This window comes from Nonomuraea sp. JJY05, assembly GCF_043496855.1.
In the GTDB taxonomy this organism is placed as follows: domain Bacteria; phylum Actinomycetota; class Actinomycetes; order Streptosporangiales; family Streptosporangiaceae; genus Nonomuraea.
This window is the reverse complement of record NZ_JBIEIS010000020.1, coordinates 91,041-104,093: the sequence shown is the minus strand read 5'-3', so window position 1 is coordinate 104,093 and position 13,053 is coordinate 91,041. Positions and strand designations below refer to the sequence as shown.

12 protein-coding genes are annotated in these 13,053 nt (G+C 72.0%); 5 read left to right on the top strand and 7 right to left on the bottom strand.

Annotated features, from left to right (window positions below; translation table 11 throughout):
• Positions 1 to 2: 2 nt before the first annotated feature.
• Positions 3 to 581, top strand: a complete 579-nt coding sequence (locus tag ACFKCF_RS30225; RefSeq protein WP_394498656.1) for a hypothetical protein — start codon at positions 3 to 5, stop codon at positions 579 to 581.
• 41 nt (positions 582 to 622) lie between these two features.
• On the opposite strand, the gene ACFKCF_RS30220 is transcribed toward ACFKCF_RS30225, so the two are convergent.
• Positions 623 to 1,657, bottom strand: coding sequence for a LysR family transcriptional regulator (locus ACFKCF_RS30220; protein ID WP_394498655.1), 1,035 nt, complete (start codon positions 1,655 to 1,657; stop codon positions 623 to 625).
• 73 nt (positions 1,658 to 1,730) lie between these two features.
• Here ACFKCF_RS30220 and ACFKCF_RS30215 point away from each other — a divergent pair, with 73 nt between their 5' ends.
• Positions 1,731 to 1,982 (top strand): hypothetical protein, encoded by a 252-nt coding sequence (locus ACFKCF_RS30215; RefSeq protein ID WP_394498654.1) that lies wholly within the window; start codon positions 1,731 to 1,733, stop codon positions 1,980 to 1,982.
• Positions 1,979 to 2,635, top strand: a complete 657-nt coding sequence (locus ACFKCF_RS30210; RefSeq protein WP_394498653.1) for a cyclase family protein — start codon at positions 1,979 to 1,981, stop codon at positions 2,633 to 2,635. The genes ACFKCF_RS30215 and ACFKCF_RS30210 overlap by 4 nt, the downstream gene beginning before the upstream one ends.
• Here ACFKCF_RS30210 and ACFKCF_RS30205 read toward each other — a convergent pair.
• The gene (locus tag ACFKCF_RS30205; protein ID WP_394498652.1) at positions 2,632 to 2,835 is read right to left on the bottom strand and encodes a hypothetical protein; all 204 of its coding nucleotides are present in this window, start codon (positions 2,833 to 2,835) and stop codon (positions 2,632 to 2,634) included. The two genes, ACFKCF_RS30210 and ACFKCF_RS30205, sit on opposite strands and share 4 nt — an antisense overlap.
• A 5-nt stretch (positions 2,836 to 2,840) precedes the next feature.
• Between ACFKCF_RS30205 and map the strand changes: the two genes are divergently transcribed.
• Positions 2,841 to 3,689, top strand: coding sequence for a type I methionyl aminopeptidase (gene map / locus ACFKCF_RS30200; RefSeq protein WP_394498651.1), 849 nt, complete (start codon positions 2,841 to 2,843; stop codon positions 3,687 to 3,689).
• Between the two features lie 4 nt (positions 3,690 to 3,693).
• On the opposite strand, the gene ACFKCF_RS30195 is transcribed toward map, so the two are convergent.
• From ACFKCF_RS30195 to ACFKCF_RS30180, 4 genes are all read right to left on the bottom strand, one after another.
• Entirely contained in the window at positions 3,694 to 4,083 is a 390-nt protein-coding gene (locus tag ACFKCF_RS30195) for a sensor histidine kinase (RefSeq protein WP_394498650.1), read from the bottom strand.
• Between the two features lie 225 nt (positions 4,084 to 4,308).
• Positions 4,309 to 6,288: a cytochrome c oxidase assembly protein gene (locus ACFKCF_RS30190; RefSeq protein ID WP_394498649.1), complete on the bottom strand. Its 1,980-nt coding sequence runs from the start codon at positions 6,286 to 6,288 to the stop codon at positions 4,309 to 4,311.
• Positions 6,285 to 6,887: a copper resistance protein CopC gene (locus tag ACFKCF_RS30185; RefSeq protein ID WP_394498648.1), complete on the bottom strand. Its 603-nt coding sequence runs from the start codon at positions 6,885 to 6,887 to the stop codon at positions 6,285 to 6,287. The genes ACFKCF_RS30190 and ACFKCF_RS30185 overlap by 4 nt, the downstream gene beginning before the upstream one ends.
• Before the next feature lie 44 nt (positions 6,888 to 6,931).
• Positions 6,932 to 8,200: a helix-turn-helix domain-containing protein gene (locus ACFKCF_RS30180; RefSeq protein WP_394498647.1), complete on the bottom strand. Its 1,269-nt coding sequence runs from the start codon at positions 8,198 to 8,200 to the stop codon at positions 6,932 to 6,934.
• Positions 8,201 to 8,719: 519 nt separating this feature from the next.
• On the opposite strand from ACFKCF_RS30180, the gene ACFKCF_RS30175 reads away from it, so the two are divergent.
• A complete protein-coding gene (locus ACFKCF_RS30175; RefSeq protein WP_394498646.1) occupies positions 8,720 to 11,563 on the top strand; it encodes a BTAD domain-containing putative transcriptional regulator in 2,844 nt (947 codons plus the stop codon).
• Here ACFKCF_RS30175 and ACFKCF_RS30170 read toward each other — a convergent pair.
• Positions 11,538 to 13,031: a PucR family transcriptional regulator gene (locus ACFKCF_RS30170; protein WP_394498645.1), complete on the bottom strand. Its 1,494-nt coding sequence runs from the start codon at positions 13,029 to 13,031 to the stop codon at positions 11,538 to 11,540. The genes ACFKCF_RS30175 and ACFKCF_RS30170 overlap by 26 nt on opposite strands.
• Between the last annotated feature and the right edge of the window lie 22 nt (positions 13,032 to 13,053).

The window sequence follows — 13,053 nt, the reverse complement described above, 5'->3', positions numbered from 1 at the left end:
ACATGGACTCAGGATCGGTGGCCCTGCTGCGTGAGCTCCTTGCCGAGACCGGCTGGCTCGAACGCGCCCGCGAGCTGGGCGTTGCCCTGCGGGCCACCCGCTCGCCCGGCGGCCTGCTGCTGGTCGGCACCCCCGACGACGAGCCCTGGCACCTGACCGCGCACCTCGCCGACGAGGCCAGGTTCTCCGGGCTGACGCAGCTCACGCCCACGCTGGTGCGCTGGACGCCGCCCGCCGACGCACCCGCCCACCTGCGCGTGGGCATCGAGCGCCTGGAGCGCGCCGCCCGGGGCGAGACGCTGTTCGTGCTGGCCGAGCAGGAGGCGCCGGTGCCCCTGCTCGAACGCGTGGACGACGCCCGTCGCACGGGGGCGACCATCCTGGCCATCGAGGGCGGCGACCGGGAGCTGGCCGGGCTGGCGCACGACTGCATCGCGGTGCCGCGGGACGGGCTGGTGACCTTCGACGGAGCGCAGCACCTGGTGAGCGCGGCGGCCGGGGAGCCCGAACGCCGCCCCGGCCTGCGCGAGCGCCTGGCCCGCCTGCTGGACAAGGTCAGCGGCCCCCAACCGGCCGACTGAGCCCGCCTGCCGGTCAGCGGCCGAAAACACGGCCGCCCAGGCTACGGCCGCCCGGGCTCGGCGGCGCCGGCGGCACTACTGGCGCTGGAGGCACTGGGGGCGCCGGCGCCACTGGCGGTGCTGGGGGCGCTGAGGGCGGGGGCACTGTGCAGGCGCCCGCTGAGGGACGTCTCCAGCGCCGCCGTGGCCTCCTCGATCGCGCCGATCACCACGGCCTGCACGGGGTCGGGCTCCCCCGACCGGGTACGGCTCACCCGCGTGACCGCGTCCAGCCGCCGCGCGCCCACGTCCCGCACCTCGCTCACCCGCACCTCCCCCTCCGGCACGTCCAGCAGGGCCAGCGCGGGCACGATCGCCACCCCGTGCCCGGCCGCCACCAGCGCCAGCGTGGGCCCGAACTCCGCGATGACGTGCACCCTGCGCGGCTCGACCCCGTGCAGCCCCGCCAGCCGCTCCAGCGCCTGCCCGCTCGCCTGGTTCGGCACGCCGGCCACCCAGGGCAGCCGCAGCAGCTCGGGCACCGAACCCGGGTCCGGCTGGTCGGGCGGCAGCACGATGCGGTATTCGTCCACGTAGAGCAGCCGCGCGCTCAGCGACGGCTGGGACAGCCCGGGCAGGCTCATGTCCTGCTCGGTGATGAGCACGTCCATCGCGCCCATGCGCAGCTCCTGCAGCGCGGGCTGGCCGTAGATCTCGTGGATGACCGGGGTGATCTTGGGGTGGCGGGCGGCCAGGTGGCGCATGGCGGGCACCAGCATGTGGGTGATGACCGTGGGGAAGGCGGCGATGCGCACCGGCCCGGCCAGGCGCTCGGTGAACCGGGTGAGCTCGCGCCTGGCCTCCAGCAGCTCCTCCTCCACGCGCTCGGCGTAGCCGGCGAGCACGCGCCCGGCCGGGGTGAGGGAGACGCTGCGCTGGGAACGGTCGATGAGGGCCAGCCCGACCTCGCGTTCGAGCTGAGCGAGCTGCTGGGAGACGGCGGAGGGGGTCAGATAGAGCGCTTCGGCGGCCCGCATGACGCCGCCGCGGCGGGCGACCTCGTGCAGGATCCGCAGCCGCCGTGGATCAATGTCCATGCAGGTCAGCTTACGCGCACCTTTAGCATTCTTTATTTGCGCTTCACGACGATCAGTCCAGACAATGACGCCCATGGACCTCCTCTTCGCCGCCGTCGGCTGGGTCGGTGCCGCGCTGTTGCTGGTCGGGTATGTCCTGGTCACGCAGTCCCGGTTACCGGGCGACGGCGCGGCGTACCAGCTCATGAACCTCGCCGGCTCGCTCGGGCTCATGGTCAACAGCGCCTACAGCGCCGCCTGGCCGTCGGCCGGCCTCAACCTGATCTGGGCGGGCATCGGCGTCTTCGCCCTGATCAAGCTCGCACGCATAGGAGCGTCCGCATGATCGTCGAACTCAGCCACCGCATCGTGGACGGCATGGTCACCTATCCCGGCATCCCCGGCCCGAAGCTGGGGGTGCACCTGAGCCGGGAGGACTCGCGCAAGGTCTACGCGCCGGGCACGGAGTTCCACATCGGCATGATCACGCTCGCCGCCAACACCGGCACCTACCTCGACACCCCGTACCACCGCTATCCCGATGGGCCCGACCTGTCACAGGTGCCGGTGAGCAAGCTCGCCGACCTGCCCGGCATCGTGGTGCGGGCCGGCGCCGGCCGCGAGGTGACGATCAGCGAGGACCTGGACGTACGGGGACGGGCCGTGCTGATCCACACCGGCTGGGACCGCCACTTCGGCACCGACGCCTACCTGCACGGCCACCCCTACCTCGCGCCCGACTCGGCGCAGTGGCTGGCCGACCAGGGGGCGGCGCTGGTGGGCATCGACTCGCTCAACATCGACGACACCCCGCCGCAGGGCGAGCGCCCCGCCCACACGATCCTGCTGCAGGCGGGCATCCCGCTGGTGGAGCACCTGACGGGCCTGGCGGCGCTGCCCCAGCCGTCCGAGGGGGACGGCTTCCGCTTCCATGCCGCGCCCCCGATGGTCGCGGGCATGGGAACCTTCCCGGTCAGGGCGTACGCGGTCGTGCCCTAATCGTCGTCATTCTCGGCCTCGTCCCAGGCCTTGTTGCGGTCGGCGGCGCGCTGCAGCGCCCCGGCCGCCTCCTGCTCGGAGGTGTAGGGACCCATCCGGTCCTTGTTGGGGCAGCCCTGCTCGGGCTCGACCCGCATGTGCTTGAGACAGAACCACCACTGGCCTTCGCTCACGGGGTCAATTCTGCCCCGTAGACTCATGTTTCATGACGACACTGCTCCAGCCCGGGCGAGTTTCGCCCATGCGAAAGGTTCCCGCCCACATCGAGCGGCCGGAGTACGTCGGCAAGAAGCGGCCCAAGACCGGCGAGTCCGACGTGAAGAGCCCTGAGATCATCGAGCGCATGCGGGTGGCCGGCCGGATCGCCGCCCAGGCGCTCGACGAGGTCGCCAAGCACATCCGGCCGGGTGTCACGACCGACGAGCTCGACCGGGTCGGCCACGAGTTCCTCGTCGACCACGGCGCCTACCCGAGCACGCTCGGCTACAAGGGCTACCCCAAGTCGCTGTGCACGTCGATCAACGAGGTCATCTGCCACGGCATCCCCGACGACACCGTGCTCCAGGACGGCGACATCGTCAACGTCGACATCACCGCCTTCATCGGCGGCGTCCACGGCGACACCGACGCGACCTACCTGGTGGGCGAGGTCGACGAGGAGTCGCGGCTGCTCGTGGAGCGCACGCGCGAGGCGATGATGCGCGCCATCAAGGCGGTCGCGCCGGGGCGGCAGCTCAACGTGGTGGGCCGGGTCATCGAGGCGTACGCCAAGCGCTTCGGCTACGGCGTCGTGCGCGACTTCACCGGTCACGGGATCGGCACGAGCTTCCACTCCGGGCTCATGGTGCCCCACTACGACGACCCGTCGCTGCGGGTGGAGCTGGTGCCGGGGATGACGTTCACGATCGAGCCCATGCTGACGCTGGGCACCATCGAGTACGACATCTGGCCGGACAAGTGGACGGCCGTGACCAAGGACCGCAAGCGCACGGCCCAGTTCGAGCACACGATCGTGGTCACCGAGACGGGCAGCGAGATCCTCACCCTCCCCTGACCCGTCAGCCGCGTTTGGGCACCACCCCGGTCACCGTCGTGCCCTCGCCGAGCACGCTGTTGACCGACAGGCTCCCGCCGAGCTCCGTGAAGGCGGCCCGCATCCTGGCGATGCCGCTTCCCGCCCCCGCAGCGTGAAAGCCCTGGCCGTTGTCGCTGACCGTCATGCGCAGCCCGCTCCTGGAGACCGTCACGGCGATGGACACGGTCCGGGCCCGGCTGTGCAGCTCGACGTTGGACAGGGCCTCGTCGATCGTGGCCATGACGGCCCTCGAGACCCGCGAGGGCACGTCGGTGGCCGGCAGCGCCCAGGTCTCGACGGCGATCCCCGTGCGCTCGGACCATTCGGCCAGACAGCTCTCGAGAGCCTCGGCCAGGCTCTGCCCCCCGCGCATCCGTGTCTCTTCCGACAATGGTTCTCGCCTTCCTAGGCACACCGGGCCTACGCCGGTCCCCACTCCGGCGCCCTCACCTGGCGGTGCGCGTCCCCCCTCAAGGCCTACGCACGCTGGTCATGGGGTTATGCCCGTCTCCCCTGGGAGACAGGCTACCTGGCGGTACAGAGACTTGTAGTGGGAAGATAGAAGGCCATGGCCGAACGGCTACTCGCCGGAAACCCGTCACTCACCTTTGTCGGCGCGGTTGAGACGGGCGAGGTAGGCGTTGTAGGAGTCGAGTTCGGAATCCCCCGAGCCGCCTGAGCGGTCGGCCTTGCGGTCGATGCGCCGGGCCTGCCGCTCGTCGTCCCGATACCACTGCACGGCGATGGCCAGCAGCACGATGAGCGTCGGGATCTCGCCGAAGCCCCATGCGATGGCCCCGCCGTCCTGCTGCGTCTGCAGCAGCGTGGCGCCCCAGGTGCGGCCCAGCTGCTCGTACCAGCCGGAGGCGATCACCGTGCCCATCATCATCAACGCGACCCCGAAGAACGCGTGGAACGGCATGGTGACGAAGAGCATGAGCAGCCGCCCGACGTACGGGAGCCGGTTGGGCGCGGGGTCGACCCCGACGATCACCCAGAAGAACAGGCACCCGCTGAGCAGGAAGTGGAGGGTCATCCAGATGTGGCCGAGATGCTCCTCCATGGCCGATTCGAAGAGCGGCGTGAAGTACAGCGCGTACGTCGAGGCGATGAAGATGGACGTGGCGACGGCGGGATGCGAGACGACCTTGGTGAACCGGCTGTGCAGGATCGTCGTGATCCACTCCCGCGGCCCCCGGTCGCCCCGCCGGGTGGCGGGCTTGAGCGCGCGCAGGGCCAGCGTGACGGGCCCGCCCATGACGAGGAAGATCGGCACGACCATGGAGAGCGTCATGTGCTCGATCATGTGGATGTCGAACATGACCTTGGCGTAGCGGGCCAGCCCGCTCTGCGTGGCGAACACCAGCAGGGCGATCCCGACGTACCAGGAGGCCGTGCGCGCCCACGGCCACGCGTCGCCGCGCTTGCGCAGCCGCCACACGCCCAGGGCGTAGAGCCCGGCCAGCACGGCGGCGACCGTGGCGAAGAACAGGTCGAACCACCACAGGGTGAACACGTTGCCGAGCGTGATCTCGGCCGGGAGGGGGAAGCCGAGCAGCTCGAAGGCCCGGTCGGCGGGCACGCTGAACTCGGGCGGCGGCGTGCGCGACAGCGCCACGGCCACCCCGACGGTGGCCAGCATAAGCACCATCTCGCCGCCGGCCAGCCGGGTGAACGCCCGGGGCCTGCCCTTGTCGAGGTCGGCCAGCGTGCGCTGCCGGTGCCAGTAGCCGATGTAGCCGAGCAGCACGAAGGCCACGATCTTGACCACGGCGAGCAGGCCGTACTGGGTGGTCCACAGGTCGGACACCGCGCCCAGCCGCGCGATCAGGCTGAACACCCCGGACAGCCCCACCCCGGCGTAGCACCACACGGCCATGTCGGAGAAGCGGCGGGCGGCCACCTCGAGCTGCGGCTGCCTGCGGACCGCGTGGAGGGCCAGCACGGCGAGCCCGCCCACCCACAGGGCGAGCGCGAGCAGGTGGAGCGACACCGCCGACGTGGCGAGGTCGTGGTTGGGCGAGGAGGAGGTGTGGCCGGTGAGCGGTGCGGGCAGCAGCGTCACCAGCGCAAAGACCAGCAGGCCCGCCGCGGCCCCCGCGGTGATGGCGCCGCGGGAGAACAGCGCGATCGCCACCCCGAACAGCACCACGAGCGTGAGCGCCACGCCCTGCGTGGTCTGGGTGGCGTAGCTGGTGAGGAAGGTGCGGTCGAGGATCTGGGGAACGGTCCTGCCGATGGACTCGGCGGTGCTGAACACGATGGCGACGAAGGCCGAGCCGGCCCAGGCGAGGGCCGCCCACGAGCCGGCCTTGACGTATTGGGCGGCGGTCCTGCCGAGCACGCCCTTGTCGTTGGGCAGCAGCGCGGCGGCCATGAGCAGCAGGCCGACCGTGGTCACGCCCGCCACGTCCATGAGCAGCTTGGACAGCGGCAGCCCCCAGCGGACGACCGCGCCGGAGTCGGGCAGCCCCGGGATGATCCTGGGGAACGCCCTGCCGCCGGCGATCATGCCGATGACCAGGGCGACGACCGCGGCGGCCGCCCCGGCGAGCGCGAGCCGCGCCGCCTTGCTCATGGCTTCTTCTTCCGCGCGCTGAGCAGGAAGCCGATGCCGATGCCGACGAGCGCGCCGATCACGATGACGAGCCAGACGGGGAAGCTCACCGGCTGGGCGGCAGAGGCCTGATCGGTGGCGGGCGACGTCTGGACCGGCTGAGCGGCCTGCGTGGCCGGGGCGGAGCTCGCCGGCGCCGCGCCGGCGGAGTCGCTGGGGCTCGCGGCGCTGGGGCTGGGGGACGGCGGCTGCGCCCCCTTCACCTTGAACGGGATCTCGCCCTCGATCGGATGCCCGTCGGACGACACGACCCGGTAGGCGATCGTGTATTTCCCGTCGGGCACCGGCTGCTTGATCGCCTGGGTCACCACCTTGCCGTCGACCTGGGGCTTGCCGCTCTGCAGCTCGGCGCCGCCGGGGCCGCGTACGATGACGAACGGCAGGCGCACGCCCGCGGTGAACTCCAGCCGCACCTCGTCGAGGCTCTTGACCTCGGCGTCCTTGGCCGGGGAGCTGCTCTTGAGCGCGTCGTGCGCCAGCGCGGGAGCCGCCGTGCCGAACACGAGCACGAGCAGGGCGGCGGCGGTCGCGGCGAGTGCCGCAAGCGGGGATCTCTTCATGACACCCCCAAGGCTACCGACGCCACCGCCCGGTCCGGACCTCGCTACAGCCCCGCGCAGACCAGCGCCCGCTGGTAGTCCTCCACGGCTTTGTCCGTGTCGCCCAGCATCTCCATCGTCTCGGCCGCGGCGTACCAGGTGCCGGCCGCGCGCCGCGAGTCGGGCAGGCGGTCGAGCCGCTCCTGCACGGCGCGCGCGCTGATCTCGGCCTCCGCGAAGTTCCCCAGAGCACCCTGGACGCGGCTGACCAGGAGATCGGCCTCCGCGCCGAGCGCGACCACGCTGTCCGGCACGAGCTCGTCCGCGGCCCGGATGTGGACCATCGCCTCGGCGGGCGAGCCGAGGACGATCTCGGCCCTGGCCAGCTCGAGCCGGCACCGGGCCACGTCGATCGTGCTCGCCGAGGTCTGGGCCAGCTCTTCCGTGGCCCGCGTCAGGACGTCCCGGGCGGCCGCCGCCTGACCCGGACGCACGCGCAGGAGGAGCTGACCGTACGCCCCGCGCATGCGCGCGAGGTTGCGTGGCGCGCCGTTCTCGGACTGCACCGCGAGGGCCCGCTCCGCGAAGGCGAGCGCGTCCTCACCGTGTCCGATGCTCTCCGCCACCACTGACGCGTTCCAACAGGCGGCAACGATCGACCGGGGCGTGCCGAGTGTGTCGGCGGCGTTGAGCAGCTCGGCGGCGAACTGCTTCGCCCTGAGCATGTCGCCGCGGAAGAGATAGGCGGACAAGAGCGTGGCGCCCAGCTCGACGAGGTGGTCGGTCCAGGTGGGGCGGGCGTGGCTGCTCAGGATCTGCTCTCCCACCTCCACCGCCTCGGTGAGCCTTTCGCTGTCGCGGTAGACGCGGCAGAGGGCGATGGCGAGCTCGACCGCACGCTCCGGCGTGGTCTCCTCGTTGCGCAGCCGGGTGAGAATGGCGCTCGCCTCGCCGAGGTCGCCGCCCGCCTCCGTCGCCAGCGCCAGGCCGTATTCCGTATCTTGACGAAGCTTGGTGAGACCTGTCAGGTTGTTGTCCGTCAATAGCTCAGCGAAGCGGGTTCGGGCCTCGGAGACCTCGCCGTTCTCCAGGGCGAGCCGCGCGTAGCCCAGCGCCAGCTCGATGTCCTCCATCTGCTCGGCCGTGACACCGTTGACCAGATAGGAGAGGGAACAGTCGAGCTTCTGAGCCAACAGCTCCAGCACTGCGGGGGTCGGCGTGCGCTTGCCGCTCTCGATGAGAGAGACGTAACTGTCCGACAGCTCCGGGTGCGCGAGCTGCGCCTGAGAGAGGCCGCGCTGACGCCTGACTGTCTTGATTCGGAGTCCGACCATGTCAGATGTGGTCACTGCTACCGCTCCCTGAGATTATTGCGTCCGAGCAACACGAATAGGCGAGGGAGATACCCCGATGCGCACACGTACTGCACTGTCCGTACTTGCTGCCGTGATTGTGGCCCTAGCGGCCGCCGGAAGCAATGCTACGGCCGCGTGGGCCGATCCGTCTCAGTCTGCACGGGTAATGTCCGACGTGATCACCTGCTGCTGAACGGCCCGAATACACGATCCACCCATCCAGGTCGTCCCGTAGCCTGAGCGCCGAGCCGGGGCAGTCGAGGAAGACGCCGAGCGTGCGCACCGGCTCCGACTGGTGCCTGCGCTCGTGGTCGGGCAGCGGCAACAGCAGTCGGTTCGTGAACGAGCGGCGCACGTCCCGCTTTCCGGACGGGCCTCCTCCCCGCATTTACTGATCTTGACTTTTGGCAGTGGCGCCTACAAACCTCTCCTTATGCATTGGCGATTCTTCCTCTGCTGCCTGCTCGACGGAATTCAGGGGCGAGCCGAGGAGATCGCGTGAGTGAAGAGATCTTCATCCGCCTGCTCGGGGAAGTGACCGCCGAGTTTCGCCGCCGGGACTTCGTGGAGCCCATCGATCTCGGACCGGCCAGGCAGCGGGCCACCCTGTCGATCCTGGCCGCGGCGGCACGCCGCCCTGTCCCGATGCGCCAGCTGGTCGCCGGCGTCTGGGGCGAGAACGCCCCGCGCAATGCCGAGCAGAGCGTTTACACGTATGTCGCCGGCCTGCGCCGCGCCTTCGAACCCGATCGCGGGCGGCGCGAACCCTCGCAGGTGCTGGCGGGGATGCCCGCCGGTTACGTCTTGCGAGTGGAGCCGGCCCAGGTGGACGCGCTGCTGTTCGCCGAGTCGATCGAGGAGGCCAGGCGGGTCCAGCGCGCCGGTGACGACGGCCAGGCCGTGCGCCGCCTCGACGAGGCCCTGGCGATGTGGCGCGGCAGCGCGCTGAGCGGGCTGTCCGGCCCGTTCGCGGAGACGGAGCGCGACCGCCTGGAGCAGCTCCGGCTCGCCGCCCTGGAGCTGCGAGCGGAGAGCCTGCTGCGCCTGGGCCGCCACCGGGACATCGTCGAGGAGCTGCGCGACCTCACCCGCCGCAACCCCTTGCGCGAGCGGGTCCGCGAGCTGCTCATGACGGCCCTGTTCCGCTCGGGCAGCCCGGCCGAGGCCCTGCAGGTCTATGAGGAAGGCAGGGTCCTGCTCGCCGAGGAGCTCGGCCTGTCGCCCGGCGAGGGATTGCGCCGGTGCCACGAGATGGTGCTGCGTGCCGATGCGGCACCCGCCCCGAGCGCGCCGGCACCTCGTGAGACACCGCACCAGCTGCCACGCTCGCTGGCGGAGTTCGTCGGCAGGTCCGAGGAGATCGCGCGCCTGACGGAGCGGCTCGCGCCGGGGGACGAGACCTCGCCGGGCCCCTTGCTGATCATCACCGGGCCGCCGGGGGTCGGCAAGTCGGCGCTCGCCGCCCACGTCGCCCACCTGGCCATGAACCGCTTCCCCGATGGGCAGCTCTACGTCAACTGCCGGGGCGCCACGCCCGAGCTGCCCGCGCTCACTCCGCTCGACCTGCTCGGGCGGTTCCTGCGCGCGCTCGGCGTGCCGCCCAACGCCGTGCCCGCCGATCTGGACGAGGCGGCGGCCGCGTGGCGCAGCCGCCTGCACGACCGGCGGGTGCTGGTCCTGCTGGACGACGCCGCCGACCTCGCGCAGATCCGGCCGCTGCTGTCGGCCTCGCTCGGCAACACGCTGCTCGTGACCAGCCGGGAGACCATGAGCTGGGGCGAGGACGCCGTCCAGCTGGAGCTCGCCAGGATGTCCCAGGCGGAGTCGGCCACGATGCTGGCCAACCTGGCCGGCGAGAGCCGGATCTCGGCCGACGCGGGCGAGACGGCCAGGCTCGTGCGCCTGTGTGACGGTCTCCCGCTGGCGTTGCGCATCGCCGGGGCGCGGCTGGCCGGCCGCCCTGACTGGAGCGTGTCCGAGCTGGCGTCCCGCCTGAGCGACGAGCGGACCCGGCTGCACGAGCTCGTGGCCGGCGACCTGGCGGTCCGCTCCAGCCTGACCGCCAGCCACACCGCGCTCGAACGCGGCTCGCGCCCCGTGGACCGGCTGGCCGCGCGCACGCTGTCGCTGCTGGGCCTCCTGCACGTGCCCGAGATAACCGCCGAGGCGGCGGGCGCACTGGTCGGCGTCGCGGCCGGCGAGGCGGAACCGGCCCTGGAGCGGCTGGTGGACGCTCACCTGCTCGATCGCGCCGGCCCTGACCGCTACCAGTTGCACGACCTCATCCGCCTCTTCGCCCGCGACCTGCGGTCCGGCGACTCGCGCGAGCCCCTCATCCGCGCGCTGTCGTACTACGCCGCCTCCACGCGCCTGGCCAGCCACGTCAACGACCCGCACCGCACCCAGCTGGCGGCCCCGGTCGACGCGGTGCCGCACGAGATCGGCACCGCGCAGGAGGCACGGGCGTGGCTGCGCGGGGAGGAGGCCGTGCTGTCGGCCGCGGCCGTGCAGGCGCTGAACTCCCCCGACGACACGATCGCCCGGCTGGGCGTCAACCTCGCGTTCGGCCTCCTCTGGCACCAGCAGCTCGCCTACCGCATGACGGAGATGCAGCAGCTGAACACGCTGGCGTTGCGGGTGAGCGAGCGTCTCGGGGACGCGGCCGCCGCCCTGCTCGCACACGGCCACATCGCCAACGCCCTGCGTATGACGGGGAACACGGACGAGGCCGTCGCGCACCTGCGCTCCGAGCTGGAGCTCGCCCGGCGGCTGGGCGATGCCTTCGCCCAGATGCGCGCGCTGGGCAACCTGGCCAACACCTACAACTCGGGGGAACGCTATGAGGAGGGGCTGCCGTGGGCGGAGCTCCAGCTCGCACTGGCCAGAGACATCGGCGCGAGCGTGGGGGTCAGGTTCGCGCTGCTCACGATGGGGCACTCCCACCTGGGTGCGGGACGCCCGGAGAAGGCGCGCGAGGCACTGCATGAGGCGCTGGCCTACGCCGAGGAGGCGGGAGACACCAGCCACGAAGGGCACATCCGGCTCGTGCTCGGCGAGGCCCACCTCGAATTGGAGGACCCGGAGCAGGCTCTGCCACACCTTCTCCAGGCTCGTGAGCTGCTCTCGGCGACCGGCTACCTGATCGGGAAGTTGCGTTGCCTGATCAGGCTGTCGCGCGCGTGCCGGATGATGAAGGCTCCCGACCGGGCCCTGTCCTATCTCGCCGAGGCCACGGCCGACGGTGGCGGCCTCGGCGACGCCCGCTGGGAGCGGCGGCTGAGGGAGGAGCGGGCTGCCGTGGCCGAGGCGCGGGCGGCTATCCAGGCGGACCCGTGTCCCTGAGCGCCAGGAAGAAGTCGACCCGGTCGGCCATCGTGGCCAGGTTCCTTCCGGTCAGCTCCTCGATCCTGCGGATGCGGTAACGGACCGTGTTCACGTGCACGTGGAGCCGCTCGGCGCAGGCGTTCCACGAGCCGGCGCAGTCGAGGAAGATCCCGAGGGTGCGCACCAGCTCGGACTGGTGTCGCCGGTCGTAGTCGAGCAATGGCGACAGCAGCCGCGCCGTGAACGAGCGGCGCACGTCTCCCGGCACCGTGGCCAGCAGCAGCGCGTGGGTGTAGATCTCGTCGCTGGTGACCACCCCTCCGGAGCGGGCCTCGGCCAGGCGCCTGGCGTGCCCGGCCTCCTCCACGCCGCCCTTGACGGCGGCGGCGCCGGTCAGGGCGCCGCTCACGCCGACGCACAGGCGGGTGCCGGGCAGGGCGGCCAGCACCTCCGCCCCGGCGCGCAGCCGGTCGGCCAGCTCCGCCGTGGTGCGCTCGCGCAGCGGCACCACGGCGATGGCGCCGTCCGCGCCCGCCGCCGCGACGACCTCGCGGCCGAGCAGCTCCTCCACGACCTGCCCGCCGAGCGTGGCGGGGTCGGGCCCGCGGGTGGCGCCCTGCCTGGGTGCGGTGGCGTTCACGACGGCGTACGGCTCGGCCGCGTCGATCCCGCAGGTCCGCAGCCTGGCGTTGAGCTCGGCGGCGTCGGACTCGGCCAGCGCGGCCACGATGAGCTGCTCGGTCAGGCGGCGCTCGACCCGGCGGCCCTCCTCCATGCGGTTGCGTTCGAGGCCGACGCAGGACGCCAGCTCGTAACCCAGGTCGGCGCGGCCCATCAGGTCGCCGTCGCAGGCCAGCGCCCAGCCCGCGGCCCGGTGGCCGCGACCGACCGCGAAGATCGTGTGGTCGCCGACGTGCGCGGGCAGCCGCGGCGCCGTCAGGTACGCCTTCGCCAGCCGTACGGGATCCTGGGCCGCGCCCACGATCACCTCGCCCGACGCGGACAGCACGGCGCCGGTGACGCCCAGCTCGGCGGCGGTCAGCTGGAACAGCTCGCGCAGGTCGGCGCCCTCGGCGATGGCCGCGACCAGCCTGCGGTGGCGGCCGAGCGCGTCGCGCACGTCGCCGGCCAGCCGCGGCACGACCAGCTCCGCCAGCGTCCGGAACGACACCTCCGTCGGCACCTCGACCAGCGGCAGGCCGGCGGCCTCGCACGCCGCCACCAGGTCGGGCGGGACGTGGTCCAGCCACGCCTGCCCGGCGCCCAGCGCGGCGACCCCGGCCTCCAGCAGCGCCGCCACGAACCTGGCCGAGTCTCCCGGCTCGTGCCACCACATCAGCCCCGACAGCACCAGCTCACCGCCGCTCAGGTAGCGCCCAGGCTCGGGCAGGTCGGTGATGTGCACGGTGTCGAACTCGCGCGAGGGGTCGCCGGCGAGCAGGGTCAGGCGCAGTTCGTCGATGGCCAGCAGGTCAGAGATGCGCACTTGGAGGAATATACAAGGCGCA

Bases quoted from the DNA above. Each gene is read 5' to 3' on its own strand.
- ACFKCF_RS30225 (WP_394498656.1), top strand. From the start codon at position 3: ATGGACTCAGGATCGGTGGCCCTGCTGCGTGAGCTCCTTGCCGAGACC.
- ACFKCF_RS30220 (WP_394498655.1), bottom strand. From the start codon at position 1,657: ATGGACATTGATCCACGGCGGCTGCGGATCCTGCACGAGGTCGCCCGC.
- ACFKCF_RS30215 (WP_394498654.1), top strand. From the start codon at position 1,731: ATGGACCTCCTCTTCGCCGCCGTCGGCTGGGTCGGTGCCGCGCTGTTG.
- ACFKCF_RS30210 (WP_394498653.1), top strand. From the start codon at position 1,979: ATGATCGTCGAACTCAGCCACCGCATCGTGGACGGCATGGTCACCTAT.
- ACFKCF_RS30205 (WP_394498652.1), bottom strand. From the start codon at position 2,835: ATGAGTCTACGGGGCAGAATTGACCCCGTGAGCGAAGGCCAGTGGTGG.
- map (WP_394498651.1), top strand. From the start codon at position 2,841: ATGACGACACTGCTCCAGCCCGGGCGAGTTTCGCCCATGCGAAAGGTT.
- ACFKCF_RS30195 (WP_394498650.1), bottom strand. From the start codon at position 4,083: ATGCGCGGGGGGCAGAGCCTGGCCGAGGCTCTCGAGAGCTGTCTGGCC.
- ACFKCF_RS30190 (WP_394498649.1), bottom strand. From the start codon at position 6,288: ATGAGCAAGGCGGCGCGGCTCGCGCTCGCCGGGGCGGCCGCCGCGGTC.
- ACFKCF_RS30185 (WP_394498648.1), bottom strand. From the start codon at position 6,887: ATGAAGAGATCCCCGCTTGCGGCACTCGCCGCGACCGCCGCCGCCCTG.
- ACFKCF_RS30180 (WP_394498647.1), bottom strand. From the start codon at position 8,200: ATGGTCGGACTCCGAATCAAGACAGTCAGGCGTCAGCGCGGCCTCTCT.